General features: G+C 69.8%; 18 protein-coding genes. 15 read left to right on the top strand and 3 right to left on the bottom strand.

Going from position 1 to position 18,211, the window contains the following annotated elements:
* The first annotated feature begins 201 nt into the window (after window positions 1-201).
* On the top strand, window positions 202-1,101 hold the full coding sequence (locus tag G5B31_RS17370; RefSeq protein ID WP_165019480.1) for a lysophospholipid acyltransferase family protein: 900 nt from the start codon (window positions 202-204) through the stop codon (window positions 1,099-1,101).
* Between the two features lie 270 nt (window positions 1,102-1,371).
* On the opposite strand, the gene G5B31_RS17375 is transcribed toward G5B31_RS17370, so the two are convergent.
* Window positions 1,372-1,986, bottom strand: a complete 615-nt coding sequence (locus tag G5B31_RS17375) for a class I SAM-dependent methyltransferase (protein WP_165019481.1) — start codon at window positions 1,984-1,986, stop codon at window positions 1,372-1,374.
* 76 nt (window positions 1,987-2,062) lie between these two features.
* Between G5B31_RS17375 and G5B31_RS17380 the strand changes: the two genes are divergently transcribed.
* Together G5B31_RS17380 and G5B31_RS17385 are read left to right on the top strand one after the other, a co-directional pair.
* Entirely contained in the window at window positions 2,063-2,962 is a 900-nt protein-coding gene (locus tag G5B31_RS17380; RefSeq protein WP_165019482.1) for a choline/ethanolamine kinase family protein, read from the top strand.
* A 129-nt stretch (window positions 2,963-3,091) separates the two neighbouring features.
* A complete protein-coding gene (locus G5B31_RS17385; RefSeq protein WP_165019483.1) occupies window positions 3,092-3,442 on the top strand; it encodes a hypothetical protein in 351 nt (116 codons plus the stop codon).
* Between the two features lie 82 nt (window positions 3,443-3,524).
* Here the strand turns inward: G5B31_RS17385 and G5B31_RS17390 are convergent, their stop codons facing one another.
* Window positions 3,525-5,099 (bottom strand): bifunctional UDP-sugar hydrolase/5'-nucleotidase, encoded by a 1,575-nt coding sequence (locus tag G5B31_RS17390; RefSeq protein WP_165019484.1) that lies wholly within the window; start codon window positions 5,097-5,099, stop codon window positions 3,525-3,527.
* A gap of 168 nt (window positions 5,100-5,267) precedes the next feature.
* Here G5B31_RS17390 and G5B31_RS17395 point away from each other — a divergent pair, with 168 nt between their 5' ends.
* The 12 genes from G5B31_RS17395 (at window position 5,268) to G5B31_RS17450 (ending at window position 18,028) form a co-directional block, all read left to right on the top strand.
* Window positions 5,268-5,606, top strand: a complete 339-nt coding sequence (locus G5B31_RS17395; protein WP_165019485.1) for a DUF952 domain-containing protein — start codon at window positions 5,268-5,270, stop codon at window positions 5,604-5,606.
* 29 nt (window positions 5,607-5,635) lie between these two features.
* Window positions 5,636-6,664 (top strand): quinone-dependent dihydroorotate dehydrogenase, encoded by a 1,029-nt coding sequence (locus G5B31_RS17400; RefSeq protein WP_240904481.1) that lies wholly within the window; start codon window positions 5,636-5,638, stop codon window positions 6,662-6,664.
* Window positions 6,665-6,795: 131 nt separating this feature from the next.
* Window positions 6,796-8,133: a 1-acyl-sn-glycerol-3-phosphate acyltransferase gene (locus G5B31_RS17405; protein WP_165019487.1), complete on the top strand. Its 1,338-nt coding sequence runs from the start codon at window positions 6,796-6,798 to the stop codon at window positions 8,131-8,133.
* Between the two features lie 154 nt (window positions 8,134-8,287).
* On the top strand, window positions 8,288-9,580 hold the full coding sequence (gene ccrA / locus G5B31_RS17410; protein ID WP_165019488.1) for a crotonyl-CoA carboxylase/reductase: 1,293 nt from the start codon (window positions 8,288-8,290) through the stop codon (window positions 9,578-9,580).
* 391 nt (window positions 9,581-9,971) lie between these two features.
* A complete protein-coding gene (locus G5B31_RS17415) occupies window positions 9,972-10,151 on the top strand; it encodes a hypothetical protein (RefSeq protein ID WP_165019489.1) in 180 nt (59 codons plus the stop codon).
* A 37-nt stretch (window positions 10,152-10,188) separates the two neighbouring features.
* Window positions 10,189-11,715, top strand: coding sequence for an ATP-dependent RecD-like DNA helicase (locus G5B31_RS17420; protein WP_165019490.1), 1,527 nt, complete (start codon window positions 10,189-10,191; stop codon window positions 11,713-11,715).
* A 443-nt stretch (window positions 11,716-12,158) separates the two neighbouring features.
* A complete protein-coding gene (locus G5B31_RS17425; RefSeq protein WP_165019491.1) occupies window positions 12,159-12,395 on the top strand; it encodes an Lrp/AsnC ligand binding domain-containing protein in 237 nt (78 codons plus the stop codon).
* Between the two features lie 123 nt (window positions 12,396-12,518).
* Window positions 12,519-14,471, top strand: coding sequence for a protein meaA (locus G5B31_RS17430; protein WP_165019492.1), 1,953 nt, complete (start codon window positions 12,519-12,521; stop codon window positions 14,469-14,471).
* A 109-nt stretch (window positions 14,472-14,580) separates the two neighbouring features.
* The gene (locus G5B31_RS17435) at window positions 14,581-14,937 is read left to right on the top strand and encodes a DUF6455 family protein (protein WP_165019493.1); all 357 of its coding nucleotides are present in this window, start codon (window positions 14,581-14,583) and stop codon (window positions 14,935-14,937) included.
* Between the two features lie 93 nt (window positions 14,938-15,030).
* On the top strand, window positions 15,031-15,732 hold the full coding sequence (gene deoD / locus G5B31_RS17440) for a purine-nucleoside phosphorylase (protein ID WP_165019494.1): 702 nt from the start codon (window positions 15,031-15,033) through the stop codon (window positions 15,730-15,732).
* Window positions 15,729-17,048, top strand: coding sequence for a serine hydroxymethyltransferase (gene glyA / locus G5B31_RS17445; RefSeq protein ID WP_165019495.1), 1,320 nt, complete (start codon window positions 15,729-15,731; stop codon window positions 17,046-17,048). The genes deoD and glyA overlap by 4 nt, the downstream gene beginning before the upstream one ends.
* On the top strand, window positions 17,045-18,028 hold the full coding sequence (locus tag G5B31_RS17450) for an aldo/keto reductase (RefSeq protein WP_165019496.1): 984 nt from the start codon (window positions 17,045-17,047) through the stop codon (window positions 18,026-18,028). Before glyA ends, G5B31_RS17450 begins: the two co-directional genes overlap by 4 nt.
* Here the strand turns inward: G5B31_RS17450 and G5B31_RS17455 are convergent.
* A complete protein-coding gene (locus tag G5B31_RS17455) occupies window positions 18,019-18,210 on the bottom strand; it encodes a hypothetical protein (protein WP_165019497.1) in 192 nt (63 codons plus the stop codon). The genes G5B31_RS17450 and G5B31_RS17455 overlap by 10 nt on opposite strands.
* Window position 18,211 lies beyond the last annotated feature (1 nt).

An 18,211-nucleotide genomic window follows, 5' to 3' on the forward strand; every position in this document is an offset into this window, starting at 1 on the left:
AGCGGGAATCGAACCCGCCCCATCAGCTTGGAAGGCTGAGGCGCTACCACTACACCATACCCGCCGCTCTGGCCCGTCCCTAGCCGAATTCCGGCAGGCCCGCAAGCCGCCGGACCTTTCGCGGAACCGTCATCGCGCCGTCGCCGCGCCTTCATGCGCGGCGGCTAGCCTGCGGCGGCACCCTGCCGGTCCGAGGCCCGCATGATCACCGACGCGCTTCCCCTTCCCGCCGACCCGCCCGAGGTCCGCTTCACCTATTCCCACCCCGGCCAGCCGGCCTTCCGCCGCGGGCTGATCCGCGCGGTGGAACGGGTGTCGGGCCAGCCGCGGCTGGAAAGCCTCTATGCCGGCTGGGCCAACGGGAGCAAACGCCCGGGCGAATCCGTCTTCGCGGCCGCTCTGCGGCTCTTGGACCTGCCGGTCAGGATCGAGGGCCGGGCGGCGCTGGCCGCCCTGCCGCGCGAGGGCGGGCTGCTGCTGGTGGCGAACCATCCCTTCGGCATCGTCGACGGGCTGGCACTCGGCCAGCTGGGGATGGCGCTGCGGGGCAATGTGCGGATCATGACAAACAGCCTCTTGTGCCGGGTGCCGGAGGTGGACCCCCACCTGCTGCCGGTGGATTTCTCCGACACCGCCGCGGCGCGCCGGCTGACCGGCGAGACCCGCCGCCGCGCCGCCGAACTGCTGCTGGCCGGCAAGGTGGTGGCGATCTTCCCGGCCGGCGGCATCGCCACCGCCAACCGGCCCCTGCGCGGCCGCGCCGTCGATTCGCCCTGGCATCCCTTCACCGGGCGGCTGGCCACCCTGCCCGGCGTCACCACCCTGCCGGTGCATGTCCGCGGCCAGAACTCGCGGCTGTTCCAGATCGCCAGCCACCTGTCCTATCCGCTGCGGGTGGCGCTGATCTTCCACGAGACCCGCCGCCGCATCGGCCGCCCGCTGGACCTGCGGCTGGGGATGCCGATCCCGGCCGAGGAGCTGCGCCGGCTGGACCGCAACAGCGTCGCCGCCGAGCTGCGCCGCCGCACCATGACGCTGGCCCGCCCGCTGCCCGAGGACCCCGACGAGACATTCGACTGGCCGCGCCACATCCGCTGGTAGGGGGGCGGGCTCGCCCGTGGACCGGGCGGGAACAGGCGAGGCGCTGCCTCGCCCCCGCCCGTGCGCGACATATCAGCCGGAGACGGTGGTGGCTATAACCCCGAGAGGCCAGCGCCCGACCCGGCGGGCGTATAAGCGCTTGGCCCAAGGGCGGGGCGGGCGCTGGCCGGGCCTTGAGGGCCCGGCCGGTCCGGCCGAACGGTTGCACTGTGGCGAAGGCACACGCCTTCGCCAGGGAAACCGAGACAGGAAAACCCCAACCCAGGCGCCCTACCGCACCCGGGCCACCACCGCCCGGCTGGGCGTCGTCGCCGCGTCCGCCGGCATCGAGACATAGGGCTCCGTCACTTCCAGCAGTTCCACCGGCTGCGCCCGCAGGGCCGCGGCGAAGCCGCCGTCCCAGAGGCTGCCCTTCACCGTCAGCACGATCACCCCGCCCTTCGCCGTGATCCGCACCAGCTCGGGCAGCGCCTCGGCGCCGACATGGCCGGTGGTGAAGACCCCGGTCGAGATCACCGCGGCGAAGGCCCCGTCCGGGAAGTCCAGCGGCTGCCCCAGCACCGCCCGCATCAGCCGGGCATAGGCGCCCTTGCGGGCCGCGACCGCCAGCATCCCCTCGCTGATGTCCGCGCCCCAGACCTCGGGCCAGCCGAGGATGCCGAACCACGGCCCCGCGATCCCGGTGCCGCAGCCCGCGTCCAGCACCGGCCCCGCCCCCCGCGGCAGGTGCCGCGCCAGGAGCGCCAGCCCGATGCTGGGATGGCGGTAGCCGGTCGCCGCCATCTCGGCGTCGTAGCCCTCGGCCCAGCCATCATAGGCGGCGGCCACCTCCTCCGCCGATTTCGCCGCATAGACCGCGCCCAGGGCGCCCCCGTGTTCCGCCATCCGCCGCTCCCTTGCTGCCGCCGACCATAGCCAAACGCCGGGAAATGTATAACCCTTCCGGCAGATGGAGGCAGAGATGACCGACGAGACCGAGACCGCCGCCCTGATCCGCACGATCCCCGCGCTGGCCGCCGGCGGCACGCCGGAGCGCCTCGGCGGGCTGACCAACCGGGTCTACCGGGTCGGCGATTGCGTCCTGCGCCTGCCCGGCCGCGGCACCGAGGCCTATATCGACCGCCGGAACGAGGCCGAGGCCGCCCGCGCCGCCGCCGAAGCCGGCGTCTCGCCCCCGGTCCTGCACGCCGACCCGGAAACCGGCGTCATGGTCACCCGCTACCTGCCCGGCACCGCCACCATGTCGCCCGAGGCCTTCCGCACCCGCAAGGGCAGCCCCGCTCGCGCCGGCGCGGCCTTCGCCCGCCTGCACGCCTCCGGCGCCCGCTTCCCGGCGCGGTTCGAGCTCTTCGCCATGATCGACGACTACCTGCGCCACCTCGCCTCCACCGACATCGCCCCGCCCGAGGGCTACCACGACGTGCTGCGGGAGGCGGAGGCGGTCCGCGCCGCCCTTGCCGCGGTGCCGCTGCCGCTGGCCCCCTGCCACTGCGACCCGCTCTGCGAGAACTTTCTGGACACCGGAGAGGCGATGTGGATCGTCGACTGGGAATATTCCGGCATGAACGACCCGATGTGGGACCTCGGCGACCTGTCGGTCGAAGCCGGCTTCGACGCGGCGCAGGAGCAGGAGATGCTGCACGCCTATTTCGGCGGCGCGCCCTCCCCGCGCGACCATGGCCGGATGGTGATCTACAAGGCGATGTGCGACCTGCTGTGGACGCTCTGGGGCCTGCTGCAACTGGCGAACGGCAACCCGGCCGAGGACTTCCGCGCCTACGCCGAGGGGCGCTTCGCGCGGTGCAAGGCGCTGATGGCGAGTGCGGACTTCCCGCGGCATCTGGCGGCGATCGGGGGGTGAGGGGCTTGGCCCGGTCGTTCCCGAAAGCAGGATGGAACTGCGCGGTTACCGGGATGGATCTGGAGGCGTCATGAAACCGACGACTATCGCCGCCTCGGCAAGCTGTTCGAAGCCGGAAAACTGGAAAGGTTGCGCGACGAACTCCTGCCGTTCCTCGCCGAAAACGACCCGGATGCCAGATTCCTGAACGCACATTTCTCGACAGACCCCGAAGAAACCGGGGCTGAACTCGACCGGCGCACCGCGCGCGAACTGCAGGCGCTGGCCGCGGATCTCCATCCCCGCTCGCTCCATGCTCTGGCCTGGCGCTATCGCCATGGCGATGATGTTCCGGCGGACCATGCGAAGTTCAAGGACCTCCTCGCCGCCGCGGCCCTCCTGGGCAACAAGCCCGCACGACAGGACCTTGCTCACATCCTTGAACGTGACCTCGGCCTTTCCGGGCTGGGAAAGAGGTTCCCGAGGAACGAAGACGAATGATGATCCGACAAGCCCCTGTGACAGGCTCTCCCATCAGGGCGGACGCTGAACGCCCGCCCCCGATTTTTCGTCGAAAAATCGCCTACTTCTTGGTGATCCGTCCGTCCAGATAGGGCTGATAGGGCGCATTCGCGGCGATGAACTCGGCCACCACATCCGCCAGGTCGGGGCCGAAGTCGTAGGCCTTGGCCGCGTCGATGAAGACCGAGAAGCCGTCGCCGCCCTGGCGGACGTAGTTGTTCGACACCACCAGGTAAGAGGCCGTCGGGTCGATTGGGGCCCAGGCGTCGCCGCCGACCAGCACCTGCACGTCGCTGATCCGGCTGCCGGCCGGCTGGCTGACATCGAAGCTATATTTCAGCCCGGCCACCTGCAGGAAGCGTCCTGCCTTCTCCTCATACTGGCTGACGCCGTTCTCCAGCGCCTCGACCAGCGTGGCGCCGGTCACCTCGAAGGTGGACAGGGTGTTCTGGAACGGCAGCACCGTCAGCACCTCGCCCATCGTCACCTCGCCCGCGTCGATGGAGGCCCGCAGGCCGCCCGAGTTCACCAGCGCGATGGTCACCCCCTGGTCCGCCACCCGCGCCAGCGAGGCGTCGGCGACCAGGTTGCCCATGGTGCATTCGACCTGCCGGCAGTTGTCGCGGTTGCCGTCGATCTCGGCCGCGGTCTCGGCCACCACCTTGCTGCGGATCTCGTCCAGCGGCTGCGCCAGCTCGGCGATCCGGGCCAGGGTGGCGGCATCCTCGGCCACCGCCTTGTCCATGATCAAGGGCTCGCCCTTCGCCTCGACGATCTCGCCGGCGTCGTCGAAGGTGACGTTCAGCTCGCCCAGGAACTTGCCGTAGGCATAGGCCTGCACGATGGCGGTCTTGCCGACCATGGTCGGATAGGGGCCTTTCGCATCCGGGCTGATGTTGGACAGGTAGGTGTTGTCGTGGCCGCCGACGATGACGTCCACCCCCGTGGTCTCGGCCGCCACCCGCTTGTCCACCAGATAACCGGAATGCGACAGCACGATGATCTTGTTCACCCCCTCGCCGGTCAGCTTGTCGACCTCGCCCTGCACCGCCGCGACCGGATCGGTGAAGATCACGTTCTTGCCGGGGCTGGCGATCTCCGGCGTGTCGATGGGGGTCAGGCCGATCAGGCCGATCTTCTCGCCGCCGCGCTCGATCACCGTGGACTTCAGGATCTTGTCCTTCAGCTTCGGCTCCATGCTGATGTCGGCGTTCGACATCAGCACCGGGAAGCCCACCGCATCGACGAAGCCGGCCAGCACCTCGGGGCCGTCGTCGAATTCGTGGTTGCCCACGGTCATCGCGTCGTAGCCCAGCTTGTTCATGAACTCGGCGGTCATCACCCCCTTGTAATAGGTGTAGAACAGCGTGCCCTGGAACTGGTCGCCGCCATCGACAAGGATGGTGTTGTTCGACCGCGCCCGCGCCTCGGCCAGGGCCGAGACCAGCCGGGCCGAGCCGCCGAAACATTCGCCCGCCGCATTGTCCTCGGCCGAGCAGGGGCCGTCGGAAGAGGAGATCGGCTCGAACCTGTCGTGGAAATCGTTGGTGTGCAGGATGGTCAGCGAATAATCCGCCCAGGCCGCCCCCGCGCCAAGGGTCAGGGCCGCCACGGTGCCAAGGAGTTTGCCATACATCGTAGATCTCCGCGCTGGTTGATCCCGTTACATTGCTGTTACATCGCCGCCCGAGTCAAAGGTCCTGTGGCGGTCCGGTCCCTTCCTGCCGGTTGCAGGTGAAACCCCGGTGACAAATGTCCCCGCCCCGCCATTGACCGGCGCCCGGTTCCGGTGCAATGCACCGCCATGCTGATCTACAAGATCCTCCGCCGCCCCGAATGGGATGCCTTCCGCGCCGCGGGCGAAACCGCCGGCGCGCCGGTCGATCTGGCCGACGGCTACATCCATTTTTCCACCGCCGCCCAGGTGGCCGAGACCGCCGCCAAATGGTTCGCCACCGAAAGCGACCTGGTGCTGGTGGCCTTCGACGCCGACCGCCTCGGCCCGGCGCTGAAATGGGAGCCATCGCGCGGCGGGGCGCTGTTCCCCCATCTCTACCGGGTGCTGAAGCTGGAAGAGGTGGTCTGGGACAAGTCGCTGCCCCTCGGCGCCACCGGCCACATCTTCCCCGAGGGCCTGTGGTGAGCCTGCTGGAATCCCTCGGCCTCGGCCTGATGCGCCGGGTGGACCCGGAGCGGGCGCATGGGCTGGCGCTGAAGGCGCTGACTTCGGGCCTTGCGCCGCTGCCCGGGCCGGTGACCTCGCCGCGGCTGGCCTGCACGCTGGCCGGGATGGCGCTGCCGAACCCGGTCGGGCTGGCCGCCGGCTTCGACAAGAACGCCACCGCCGTGCCGCAGCTGTCGCGCGCGGGCTTCGGCTTCCTGGAGGTCGGCGCGGCGACGCCGCTGCCGCAGGACGGCAACCCGAAGCCGCGGCTGTTCCGGCTGGCCGAGGACCGCGCCGCCATCAACCGCTTCGGCTTCAACAACGACGGGATGGCGGCCATCGCCGCCCGCCTTGCCGCCCGGACCCGCGGCCCGGTTCCCGTGGGGCTGAACCTCGGCGCCAACAAGACCAGCGCCAACCGCGCCGCCGATTTCGCCCGGGTGCTGGCGGCCTGCGGCCCGCATGTCGATTTCGCCACGGTGAACGTCAGCAGCCCCAACACCGAGAAACTGCGCGACCTGCAGGGCCCCGCCGCCCTTTCCGCGCTGCTGGAGGGGGTGATGGAGGCCAACGCCCAACTCGCCCGGCCGATCCCGGTCTTCCTGAAGATCGCCCCCGACCTGACCGACGAGGACCTTGCCGGCATCGCCGGGGTCGCGCTGTCCTCGGGCCTGGCCGGCATCATCGCCACCAACACCACCCTGTCGCGCGAGGGCCTGAAATCCGCACATGCGGGCGAACAGGGCGGCCTTTCCGGCGCGCCCCTGTTCCAGAAGTCCACCCGCGTGCTGGCGCGTCTGTCGCAGCTGACGGAGGGGAAGCTGCCCCTGATCGGCGTCGGCGGCATCTTCTCGGCCGAAGAAGCCTATGCCAAGATCCGCGCCGGGGCCTCGGCGGTGCAGCTTTACACCGCCATGGTCTACCAGGGCCTGTCGCTGGCTGCCCGCATCGCCAAGGGGCTGGACGGGCTGCTGGCCCGCGACGGCTTCGCCACCGTCGCCGAAGCCGTGGGCACCGACCGCGCCCGCTGGCTGTAGCAGGTCACGCCTGTCCCTTTCATCTTGGCCGAAATACTCCACGGGGGTCCGGGGGTGTGAAACCCCCGGCGGCCGGCCACGCCTCCCAAGGCCCCCATTGAGGCGCCCGGGAAATCCGCTACCCTTCCCCCATGTTCCGCGCCGTCGAAGTTCCGCTCTGGCTTCTCATCCTGATCCTCGGCTTCGCCGCGATCAGCTTCGCCACCCATTTCCTGTTCCCCTCGGTGCGCTGGTTCTTCCGCCGCCGGGCCGAGCGGGCGCTGGCGCAGCTGAACGCAAGGCTCGACCGCAAGATCGACCTGTTCAAGCTGGCCCGCCGCCCGGACATGGTGGCGCGGCTGTCCTATGACGCCCGGGTGGTGGAGGCCGCGATGCTGCACGCCGCCGAGACCGGCATCCCGCCCGAGGTCGCCTTCGAGGAGGCCCGGCGCTATGCCCGCGAGATCGTCCCCGGCTTTTCCGCCACCGTCTATTTCGGCTTCGGCACCCGGGCCGCAAAGGTGCTGAGCCGGCTGCTGTTCCGCGTCCATGTCGGCCGCATCGACGAGGCGCTGCACCGGATCGACCCCAAGGCCACCGTGGTCTTCGTGATGAACCACCGCTCCAACATGGATTACGTGCTGGTCACCTGGCTGGTGTCGGAGCGCAGCGCGATCTCCTATGCCGTGGGCGAATGGGCGCATGTCTGGCCGCTGTCCTGGCTGATCCGTTCGATGGGGGCCTATTTCATCCGCCGCGGCAGCCGCAACGCGCTCTACCGCAAGGTGCTGGCGCGCTATGTCCAGATGGCGGCGGAGGAGGGCACGACGCAGGCGATGTTCCCCGAGGGCGGGCTCAGCCTCGACGGCCGGGTCGGAACGGCCAAGCTGGGCCTTCTCAGCTATATCGTCGAGGGCTGGACGCCCACCGAGCGCGATGTGGTCTTCGTCCCGGTCGGCTTGGCCTACGACCGGGTGCTGGAGGATCGCGTGCTGGTCGAGGCCGCGAAGGCCGGCACCCGCCGTTTCCGCAACCGGCCGCTCTGGGTGGCGGGCCATGCGCTGCGCTTCCTCTGGGCCCGCTGGCGCGGCCGCACCACCGGCTTCGGCACCGCCGCCGCCGGCTTCGGCGAACCGCTGTCGCTGCGCGCCTTCCTGGCCGAGGGCCATGCCGCGCCGGTCGAGGCGCTCGGCCATCAGTTGATGCAGCGGATCGCCCGGGTGGTCCCGGTGCTGCCGGTGCCGCTGGTCGCCGCCGCGCTCGGCCAGGGCGCCGCCAGCCGCGAGGACCTGCTGGGCCGGATCGGGGCGCTGACCGCCCGGCTGCAGGCCGCGGGCGCGGTGATGCACCTGCCGGAAAGCGCGGAGGCCACGCTGGAAGAGGGCCTCGCCCCGCTGCTCGGCCGCGGCCTGGTCACCGCCGACCTGCGTCCGGTGCCGTCCGAAGCCGCGCTGATGGCCTTCTACGCCGCCTCGGTCCCCGCGGTCTGAATCCCGGCGCCGATCCGCCGAAATTCTGCAACGCGGCGGACATAAAATTACAAAATCAAAACCTCACCCATTGCAATATTGCGCGACCGATCCTAATCCTTGCCCTCGGGACCGCCCCGATTCTGCGGCGCGGCATGTGATTGGAGAAAACGCCATGGCCCTGGACACCGCCAGCGCGATCGCCGCCTACGACGCGCCGAAGAAGGACCTCTACGAGATCGGCGAGATGCCGCCCCTCGGCCATGTGCCGAAGCAGATGTATGCCTGGGCGATCCGGCGCGACCGCCACGGCCCGCCGGAACAGGCGATGCAGCTGGAGGTGGTCGACACCTGGAAGCTGGACAGCCACGACGTGCTGGTCCTCGTCATGGCGGCGGGGGTCAACTACAACGGGGTCTGGGCCGGCCTCGGCGTGCCGATTTCCCCCTTCGACGGACACAAGCAGGATTATCACATCGCCGGGTCCGACGCCGCCGGCATCGTCTGGGCGGTGGGCGACAAGGTGAAGCGCTGGAAGGTCGGCGACGAGGTGGTCGTCCACTGCAACCAGGACGACGGCGACGACGAGGAATGCAACGGCGGCGACCCGATGTTCTCGCCCACCCAGCGGATCTGGGGCTACGAGACCCACGACGGCAGCTTCGCCCAGTTCACCCGGGTGCAAGCGCAGCAGCTGATGCCGCGGCCCAGGCACCTGACCTGGGAGGAATCGGCCTGCTACACCCTGACGCTGGCCACCGCCTACCGGATGCTGTTCGGCCATGCCCCGCACGACCTGAAGCCCGGGCAGAACGTGCTGGTCTGGGGCGCCTCCGGCGGCCTCGGCTCCTATGCCATCCAGCTGGCGAACACGGCGGGGGCCAATGCGATCGGGGTGATCAGCGACGAAACCAAGCGCGATTTCGTGATGAGCCTCGGCGCCAAGGGCGTGATCAACCGCAACGACTTCAAGTGCTGGGGCCAGCTGCCCAAGGTCAACTCGGAAGAATACAACGTCTGGCTGAAAGAGGCCCGCAAGTTCGGCAAGGCGATCTGGGACATCCTCGGCAAGGGCGTCTCGCCCGACATCGTGTTCGAGCATCCGGGCGAGGCGACCTTCCCGGTGTCGTCGCTGGTCTGCAAGAAGGGCGGCATGGTGGTGATCTGCGCCGGAACCAGCGGCTTCAACTGCACCTTCGACGTGCGCTACATGTGGATGCACCAGAAGCGCCTGCAGGGCAGCCATTTCGCGCATCTGAAGCAGGCGGCTTCGGCCAACAAGCTGATGTGCGAGCGCCGGCTGGACCCCTGCATGTCCGAGGTCTTCCCCTGGGCCGAGATCCCCAAGGCGCATACGCTGATGTGGAAGAACCAGCACAAGCCCGGCAACATGGCGGTGCTGGTGCAGGCCCCGCGCACCGGCCTGCGCACCTTCGACGACACGCTGGAGGCCAGCAAAGGGCGGTGAGGAAAGCCTTCGGCTCTGACATCGGACCCGGGCGGGAACAGGCGAGGCACTGCCTCGCCCCGCCCGTGCGCGGCGGTTGCACCCGGAAACATCGGTCACGCTAAACCGCGAGAGGCCAGCGTCCGCCCGGGCGGGCGAGAAGCGCCCGCCGAGGGCGGGGCGGGCGCTGGCCGGGACTTATGGTCCCGGCCGGGACAAGGGGAAGCGTTGCGCCGTGGCGAAGGCGATGGCCTTCGCCAGACAGGCAGGCCGAAAGCCGGACACCCCTCCCCCGGCAAGGTTTCGCCCCCCGGGGCGGTTTTCGCTTGAGATTCCCCTGCCCTGCGGGCTTCCTTGTCCTGCCGCCCCGGCCTTTCCGCAGGACGGCCTGAAGCGCAGCATCGGGGGCCTCATGCGGCACGACTGGATTCTGGACGTTCTCCGCGACCTGCTCAGCTACGCCCATCGCAACGACCTGCCCGCCCTCGCCGCCCGGGTCGAACAGACCCTCGCCGTGGCCGAGGCCGAGATCGCCGGCCCCGATACCCCGGCCGCCGCGGCCCCGCTCCCGCGCCCCGGCCGCGCGCATTGACTGGCCCTTTCCGGCGCCCGCCGCTAGTCTGCGCGCCATGACGCCGCTTCCCCTGACCTTCTCCGACGACCAGGCCGAGGCCTGGGACCGCCTCGCGCTGGAATTCGAGGCGCAGGGCATCGACCTGGCCGAAAGCGCCCTGACCCCGCAGGCCGAGGGCAGGCCGATGGTGATGGCGATCACCGGCAAGGCCGGGTCGGGCAAGACCATGCTGCTGGCCGGCCTCTACAAGGCGCTGCGCGAGGCCGGGGTGGAGGTGATCTCCGCCGACTGGGAGGGCAAGCGCCGCAAGGACCGCCGCACGCTGGCGATCCTGGCGCCGACCAACAAGGCCGCCTCCGTCCTGCGGCTGCGCGGGGTGCCGGCGACCACGATCCACCGCATCCTCTACACCCCGGTCTACGACCCGGAATACGAGAAGATCGCCGAATGGCTGGCCGGACAGGGGCCGCGGCCCGTGGTCGAAGGGCTGACCGACCAGGCGCTGGACCGCGCCTTTGCCTTTTTCCAGCAGGTCGCCTCGATCCCCGGCGCCCTGGCCGCCGCCGGCTTGAAGGGATCGGACTTCATCAAGGGCTGGAAGCGGCGGGAGGAGCCCTTGGACGTGGGCTTCGTCGACGAGGCCTCGATGCTGGACGAACGCCAGTTCGACGACCTGCGCGAGATCTTCCCGCGGCTGGTGCTGTTCGGCGATCCGGCCCAGTTGGCCCCGGTCGGCCAGTCCGGCGAGATGGTGTTCGACAAGCTGCCGCCCGCCCGCAAGCTGCACCTCAGCCGCATCCACCGCCAGACCCAGGACAACCCGATCCTCGACCTCGCCCATGCGCTGGCCGACGAGAGCCTGACCTTCGACGGTTTCCAGCGCCTGGTGCAGGACCGCGCCCGCAACGACGACCGGGTGGTGTGGGCGGAACGGGTGGATGCCGACCTGATGGCGCGCAGTCCGGTGCTGGTCTGGCGCAACATCACCCGGGTGAAGCTGATCCAGGCCTTCCGCACCGCCCATGGCGCCCCGGAGACCGACCTCCTGCCCGGCGAGCCGCTGGTCTGCGACGGCATCGAACTGCCGCTGAAACACCGCAAGAAGCGCATCGACCTGGAGGCGCGGGGCCTGATCAAGGGCGCGCAGGTGATCTACCTCGGCCCCGGCTCCCGCCCCGGCTTCGCCAGGCTGCATGTTCTGGGCACCGAGGACCCACGGCTTTCCGCCGCCTCGATCATCAAGATCGAGAAGCCGGACGAGGAGGAACCCTTCATCCCCCATGCCGCCACCATGGGCGCGGCCTTCCTGCATGGCGCCGCGGTGACGATCCACAAGGCGCAGGGGAGCCAATGGCCCGAGGTGCAGGTCTTCGCCCCCGACCTGTCGGCCGCCGCCTGGGCCAACCGGACCGAGGCCGGGGTGCCGCTGTGGAAGCGGCTGGCCTATGTGGCGATCACGAGGGCCGAGACCCGGCTGCACTGGGTGGTCCGCAACCGCCTCGCCCGCCCGACCCGGCCGCTGGCGGTGGACGACCTGCGCACCCCCGCGGCCCCGCTGGCGCTGGAAGCGGAGGAGGGGTGAGACCGATCCTGTCCCCCTCTCTCCCGCGCAGGGAGGAGAGAAGGGGGCGGAGGCCGTAGGGCGGGGGTCCCCCCCTCCCCTTGCCTCGGGCGGGAGCAGGCGAGGCACTGCCTCGCCCCCGCCCGTGCGCGGCGATTGCGCTCACATCGACCGGGTCACGAGAGGTCTGGTCCTCGCCCCCGCCCGTGCGCGGCGATTGCACCCGGAGACATTGGCAGCACAAGACCCCGAGAGGCCAGCGCCCGACCCGGCGGGCGAGAAGCGCCTGGCCCAAGGGCGGGGCGGGCGCTGGCCGGGCCTTTGGGGCCCGGCCGGGACAAGGGGAAGCGTTGCGCTGTGGCGAAGGCACGCGCCTTCGCCAAGGAGGCCGGGAGCGGCGCCCCTCCCCCCGTTGCGGGCCACCCCGATCCGCCTTACCCTCGCCGCAACGCAAGGAGATCGACATGGCGCTGGTGTTCGTCCAATTCCGCTGCACCCCGGGCAAGACCTATGACGTGGCCAACGAGATCTGGGATCTGGAAGTGGTCTCGGAGCTTTACTCCACATCGGGCGAATACGACCTCATCGCCAAGGTCTACATCCCCGACGACCAGGACGTGGGGCATTACCTGGCCTCCAGGCTGTTCGTGGTGCAGAACGTCACCAAGACGCTGACCACGATGACCTTCAAGGCCTTCTGACCGCAGATGCCGCGATCGCAGCGCCGCAGCGCAGCGATTGACAAGGTGCGAAAATTGCCGCTATCTCCGATCTGAGGAAATATTCTTGCGCGCCCAGATTCGGACGCCGCGTCGGAGACTGCTATGACCGAAAAGCCCTGGCTCTTCCGCACCTATGCCGGCCATTCCACCGCCGCCGCCTCGAACGCGCTGTATCGCAGCAACCTCGCCAAGGGGCAGACCGGGCTTTCGGTCGCCTTCGACCTGCCGACCCAGACCGGCTATGACAGCGACGATCCGCGGTCCAAGGGCGAGGTCGGCAAGGTCGGCGTCCCCGTCTGCCATCTGGGCGACATGCGGGCGCTGTTCGACAGCATCCCGCTGGAGCAGATGAACACCTCGATGACCATCAACGCCACGGCGCCCTGGCTGCTGGCGCTCTATATCGCGGTGGCCGAGGAACAGGGCGCCGACATCTCGAAACTGCAAGGCACCGTCCAGAACGACCTGATCAAGGAATACCTCTCGCGCGGCACCTATATCTGCCCGCCCAAGCCCTCGCTGCGGATGATCACCGACGTCGCGGCCTATACGCAGAAGCATCTGCCGAAATGGAACCCGATGAACGTCTGTTCCTACCATTTGCAGGAGGCCGGGGCGACGCCGGAGCAGGAACTGGCCTTTGCGCTGGCCACCGCCGTCGCCGTGCTGGACGACCTGAAAGGTAAAGTCCCGGCGGCGGATTTCCCCAATATGGTCGGCCGCATATCGTTTTTCGTCAATGCCGGCATCCGCTTCGTGACCGAGATGTGCAAGATGCGGGCCTTCGTCGCGCTCTGGGACGAGATCACCGAAACGCGCTACGGTATCGCGGACGCGCGTTACCGCCGCTTCCGCTATGGCGTGCAGGTCAATTCCCTCGGCCTGACCGAGCCGCAGCCGGAGAACAACGTCTACCGCATCCTTCTGGAGATGCTGGCCGTCACCCTGTCGAAGAACGCCCGCGCCCGCGCCGTGCAATTGCCGGCCTGGAACGAGGCGCTCGGCCTGCCGCGCCCCTGGGACCAGCAATGGTCGCTGCGGATGCAGCAGATCCTGGCCTATGAGACCGACCTGCTGGAATTCGACGACCTCTTCGACGGCAACCCGGCGGTGGAGCGCAAGGTCGCGGCCCTGATGGAGGGCGCCCGGGCCGAACTGGCGCAGATCGACGCCATGGGCGGGGCGGTCGCCGCCATCGACTACATGAAATCCCGGCTGGTGGAGGCGAATGCCGAACGCATCGCCCGCATCGAAAGCGGCGAGACCGTCGTCGTCGGCGTCAACCGCTGGCAGCAGGGCGAACCCTCGCCGCTGACCGCGGGCGATGGCGCGATCATGGTCTCGGACCCCGAGGCCGAGGCCGACCAGATCGCCCGGCTGATGGCCTGGCGCGACGGCCGCGACGAAGCGCGTGTGCAGCGGGCGCTGGACGCCGTCCGCCAGGCTGCCGCCACCGGCGCCAACATCATGCCGCCCTCGATCGAGGCCGCCAAGGCCGGCGCCACCACCGGCGAATGGGGCAACATGGTCCGCGCCGCCTTCGGGCAGTATCGCGGCCCCACCGGCGTGTCGAAAGCCCCGTCGAACCGCACCGAGGGGCTGGAGCCGATCCGCGAAGCCGTCGATCTGGTCTCCACCCGCCTGGGCCGGCGGCTGAAATTCGTGATCGGCAAGCCCGGCCTCGACGGCCATTCCAACGGCGCCGAGCAGATCGCCGCCCGCGCCCGCGACTGCGGCATGGACATCCATTACGAAGGCATCCGCCTGACTCCGCAGGAGATCGTCAACGCCGCCGCGGATCAGGAGGCGCATGTCCTCGGCCTGTCCATCCTGTCCGGCAGCCACCTGCCGCTGATCGCCGACACGATGCAGGCGCTGCGCGAGGCGGGGCTGCACCTGCCTGTCGTGGTGGGCGGCATCATCCCCGACGAGGACGCGGCCGCCCTGCGCGCCATGGGCGTCGCCGCGGTCTACACGCCGAAGGATTTCGAGCTGAACCGGATCATGCTGGACATCGTGGCGCTGGCCGATCCGGCGCGAGAGGCGGCGGCCTGACGAAATTTCGTCAGCCACGATGAGTCGAGTGCAGGCGGCTTGAGCCAGATCAAGTCGCCGCATCGCCGGAGCGGGCATCCTGCGCGGACAGGAACGCGACGAGGCTCCCATGTTCGACCGCATCAAGACCCTTTTCCAGCGCTGGCACGAAATCAAGGAAGCCGATGCGCTGACCGACTACGACCTGCACGACCTCGGCCTGTCGCGCGACCAGCTGCGGGCCTTCGTGCGGATGCCGACCGACCTGCAAGACAGGCTCACCGCCATGGCCGCGCTGTTCGGGGTGCCCGAGGACGAGCTGCGCCACGACCACGGCCGCTGGATCGAGATGCTGACCAGCTGCGGCCATTGCGCCGACCGCCGGGCCTGCTCGGAACTCCTGGCCCGCGGCAGGCTGGACAGCCCTGCGGATGCCCGCTTCTGCCCCAACCGGCACGAGCTGGAGGCGCTTTCCCACGCGGCATGACCGCCATTCCCCCCTTGCGTCCTTGCCCCGGGGCCGCTTTGATGCGGCCCGGAGTCTTGCGGCTGGCAGGACCGCAGGACACGAGAGGGACGAATGAGCTTTCACATCGGCGCCGAGCCCGGCGAGATAGCCGAAACCGTGCTGCTGCCGGGCGACCCCTACCGCGCCCGCTGGGCCGCCGAGAGATTCCTTGAAAATCCGGTGCTTGTGAACGAGGTCCGCGGGATGCTGGGCTACACCGGCACCTGGCGCGGCCACCGCGTCACCATCCACGGCTCCGGCATGGGGATGCCCTCGCTGTCGATCTATGCCAACGAGATGATCCGGGACTACGGCGCCAGGACGCTGATCCGCATCGGCTCCGCCGGCGCCCTGCAGCCGCATGTGAAGGTCCGCGACGTGGTGCTGGCGATGTCCTCCTCGACCACGCACACCCCGTCCTCCACCGCCTTCCGCGAGATGAACTTCGCCCCCACCGCCGATTTCGGCCTGCTCTCCAAGGCCTGGGCGGCGGCGCAGGGCAAGGCCACGACCCATGTCGGCATGATCCATTCCTCCGACACCTTCTACGAGGAACGGCAGGACCTGATCGACCAGCTGCAACGCCACGGCTGCCTCTGCGTCGAGATGGAGGCGGCGGAGCTTTACACGCTCGCCGCCAGATACGGCGTTCGCGCGCTGGCGGTGCTGACGGTCTCGGACCACATCCTGACGCATGAGGCCTTGCCGGCGGAAGACCGCGAGCGCAGCTTCGGCGCCATGGTCGAAATCGCGCTGGAGGCCGCCTTCGCATGACGACCCTTGCCCCCCGCCCCTGGGTTCCCGCCGCCTGCGAGGCCCGCGTCCAGTCCATCGCGTCGGAATGCGATGCCCCCTCCGCCGCGCTGGCCGACCGGATCGACCGGCTGATCGAGCGCAACCTGGAAATCCACGATGCCGAGTGCTTCAACCTGAACCCGGCCACCAACGTGATGAACCCGCGGGCAGAGGCGGCGCTGGCCCGCGGCCTCGGCTCCCGCCCCTCGCTGGGCTATCCCGGCGACAAATACGAGATGGGGCTGGAGGCGATCGAAGAGATCGAGGTCATCGCCGCTGAATTGGCCGCGCAGGTCTTCGGGGCAAGATATGCCGAAATCCGGGTGGCTTCCGGCGCGCTGGCCAACCTTTACGGCTTCATGGCGCTGGCGAAGCCGGGCGATGCCATCATCGCGCCGCCCGCGGCCATCGGCGGCCATGTCACCCACCACGCCGACGGCTGCGCCGGGCTTTACGGCCTGACCACCCACGCAGCACCTGTGGATGCCGACGGCTACACCATCGACATCGCCGCCCTGCGCGACCTCGCCCATGCCGTCCGCCCGAAGGTGATCACCGTGGGCGGCAGCCTGAACCTGTTCCCGCATCCGGTGGCCGAGGTCCGCAAAGTGGCCGACGAGGTGGGCGCCAAGGTGCTGTTCGACGCCGCCCATCAATGCGGCATCATCGCCGGCGGGGTCTGGGCCAATCCGCTGGTCGAGGGCGCGCATCTGATGACGATGAGCACCTACAAGTCGCTCGGCGGCCCGGCCGGCGGGTTGATCGTCACCGACGACGCCGGGATCGCCGAACGCCTCGACGCCATCGCCTTCCCCGGCCTGACGGCGAATTTCGACGCCGCCAAGTCGGCGGCGCTGGCACTGACGCTGCTGGACTGGCGCGACCACGGCCGCGCCTATGCGCAAGCCATGGTGGACCTGTCCCGCGCCCTTGCGGCCGAGCTTTCCGCCCTCGGCCTGCCGGTCTTCGCCGCCGACAAGGGCGGCACGCAGAGCCACCAGTTCGCGCTGGAAGCCGCGGCTTTCGGCGGCGGCCAAGCGGCGTCGAAGAAGCTGCGCAAGGCGGGCTTCCTCGCCTGCGGCATCGGCCTGCCCATCGCCGCCGTCCCGGGAGACCTGAACGGCCTCCGCATCGGCACGCCGGAACTGGTCCGCCGCGGCGTCACCCCCGCCGACGCCCCCGCCCTCGCCGCGCTGATCGCGGAAGGGCTGCGCTCCAACGCCCCCGAAACCGTCGCCCCGCGCACCCGCGCGCTGCGGGCACGGTTCCAGGGGATACACTATGTGACCGCATGAAGACCCGCCGCCTGGGCCGCAACGGCCCGGAAGTCTCGGCCCTCGGGCTCGGCTGCCTGTCCTTCGGCGGGCTGTTCGGCGCCACCACCGAAGCGGAGTCCCTGCGCACGCTGGACGCCGCCTGGGACCACGGCATCGACCTCCTCGACGTGGCCAACATCTACGGCAAGGGCGTCAGCGAGGCGGTCATCGGCACATGGCTGGCGACCCGCGGCCACCGGCCGAAGATCGCCACCAAGGCCGGCATCGTCGGCGGCTCTCCGCATGTGGTGAACAACGATCCGGCCTATCTGCGGGCGGAACTGGAGGGGTCGCTGAAGCGGCTCGGCGTCGATCACGTCCAGCTGTTCTACGCCCACCGCCACGACCCCGCCGTTCCGGCCGAGGACCTGGCCGGCACCATGCAGCGGCTGCAGGAAGAGGGGAAGATCCTCGGCTACGGCCTGTCGGAGATCGCCCCCTGCACGCTGGAGCGCGCCCATGCCGTGCATCCGGTGACGGCGGTGCAGAACGAATATTCGCTGTGGACCCGGCTGCCGGAACTGGGGATGATCCAGCTCTGCGCCCGGCTGGGGGTGGCCTTCGTCGCCTTCTCGCCGCTCGGCCGCGGCGTCTTCGGCGCGCCGATCCTCAACCCGGCCACCCTGCCCGAGGGCGAATTCCGCGCCCGCATCCCGCGGTTCCGGCCGGAGAACTGGCTCCACAACCTGGCGAAGCTGCAGGAGTTCCACGCCTTCGCCCGGACCCGCGGCCACGACCCCGCCGCGCTGGCGCTGGCCTGGCTGCTGGATCGCGACGGGCATGTGATCCCGATCCCGGGCACCCGCACGCCCGCCCATCTGGAGAACTGGATCGCGGCGCCGGAAATCCGGCTGACCGACGACGACCGCGCAGGGATCGACCGCATCCTGCCGATCGGCTGGGCCTGGGGCGACCGCTACGACGACGCCCAGTCCGCCAGCGCCGAACGCTACTGCTGACGCAGGCAGTCCCGCGGCTCATCCCCCTGCGCGGTGGCGCCGCAGGCGGCACAGCGCCAGAAATCCGGCGCGACCGAACGGTCCAGCCGCCAGCGGCAGGCCCGGGTCAGGCTGGAGTTGCGGCGGCTGAGCCAGAGGTAGAGGAAGACCGAAACCGCAAGCAAGATCAGCAGGATCGGCATC

Origin of the sequence: Rhodobacter sp. SGA-6-6, from assembly GCF_011043545.1 — a bacterium.
Taxonomy (GTDB): domain Bacteria; phylum Pseudomonadota; class Alphaproteobacteria; order Rhodobacterales; family Rhodobacteraceae; genus Pseudogemmobacter.

Excerpts from the sequence above, each read along its gene's own strand:
- G5B31_RS17405 (WP_165019487.1), top strand. The coding sequence starts at position 6,796 with ATGTTCCGCGCCGTCGAAGTTCCGCTCTGGCTTCTCATCCTGATCCTC.
- G5B31_RS17415 (WP_165019489.1), top strand. The coding sequence starts at position 9,972 with ATGCGGCACGACTGGATTCTGGACGTTCTCCGCGACCTGCTCAGCTAC.
- G5B31_RS17420 (WP_165019490.1), top strand. The coding sequence starts at position 10,189 with ATGACGCCGCTTCCCCTGACCTTCTCCGACGACCAGGCCGAGGCCTGG.
- G5B31_RS17435 (WP_165019493.1), top strand. The coding sequence starts at position 14,581 with ATGTTCGACCGCATCAAGACCCTTTTCCAGCGCTGGCACGAAATCAAG.
- G5B31_RS17455 (WP_165019497.1), bottom strand. The coding sequence starts at position 18,210 with ATGCCGATCCTGCTGATCTTGCTTGCGGTTTCGGTCTTCCTCTACCTC.
- G5B31_RS17450 (WP_165019496.1), top strand. The coding sequence starts at position 17,045 with ATGAAGACCCGCCGCCTGGGCCGCAACGGCCCGGAAGTCTCGGCCCTC.
- G5B31_RS17380 (WP_165019482.1), top strand. The coding sequence starts at position 2,063 with ATGACCGACGAGACCGAGACCGCCGCCCTGATCCGCACGATCCCCGCG.
- G5B31_RS17370 (WP_165019480.1), top strand. The coding sequence starts at position 202 with ATGATCACCGACGCGCTTCCCCTTCCCGCCGACCCGCCCGAGGTCCGC.
- ccrA (WP_165019488.1), top strand. The coding sequence starts at position 8,288 with ATGGCCCTGGACACCGCCAGCGCGATCGCCGCCTACGACGCGCCGAAG.
- deoD (WP_165019494.1), top strand. The coding sequence starts at position 15,031 with ATGAGCTTTCACATCGGCGCCGAGCCCGGCGAGATAGCCGAAACCGTG.
- G5B31_RS17390 (WP_165019484.1), bottom strand. The coding sequence starts at position 5,099 with ATGTATGGCAAACTCCTTGGCACCGTGGCGGCCCTGACCCTTGGCGCG.
- glyA (WP_165019495.1), top strand. The coding sequence starts at position 15,729 with ATGACGACCCTTGCCCCCCGCCCCTGGGTTCCCGCCGCCTGCGAGGCC.
- G5B31_RS17425 (WP_165019491.1), top strand. The coding sequence starts at position 12,159 with ATGGCGCTGGTGTTCGTCCAATTCCGCTGCACCCCGGGCAAGACCTAT.
- G5B31_RS17375 (WP_165019481.1), bottom strand. The coding sequence starts at position 1,986 with ATGGCGGAACACGGGGGCGCCCTGGGCGCGGTCTATGCGGCGAAATCG.
- G5B31_RS17400 (WP_240904481.1), top strand. The coding sequence starts at position 5,636 with ATGCGCCGGGTGGACCCGGAGCGGGCGCATGGGCTGGCGCTGAAGGCG.
- G5B31_RS17430 (WP_165019492.1), top strand. The coding sequence starts at position 12,519 with ATGACCGAAAAGCCCTGGCTCTTCCGCACCTATGCCGGCCATTCCACC.
- G5B31_RS17395 (WP_165019485.1), top strand. The coding sequence starts at position 5,268 with ATGCTGATCTACAAGATCCTCCGCCGCCCCGAATGGGATGCCTTCCGC.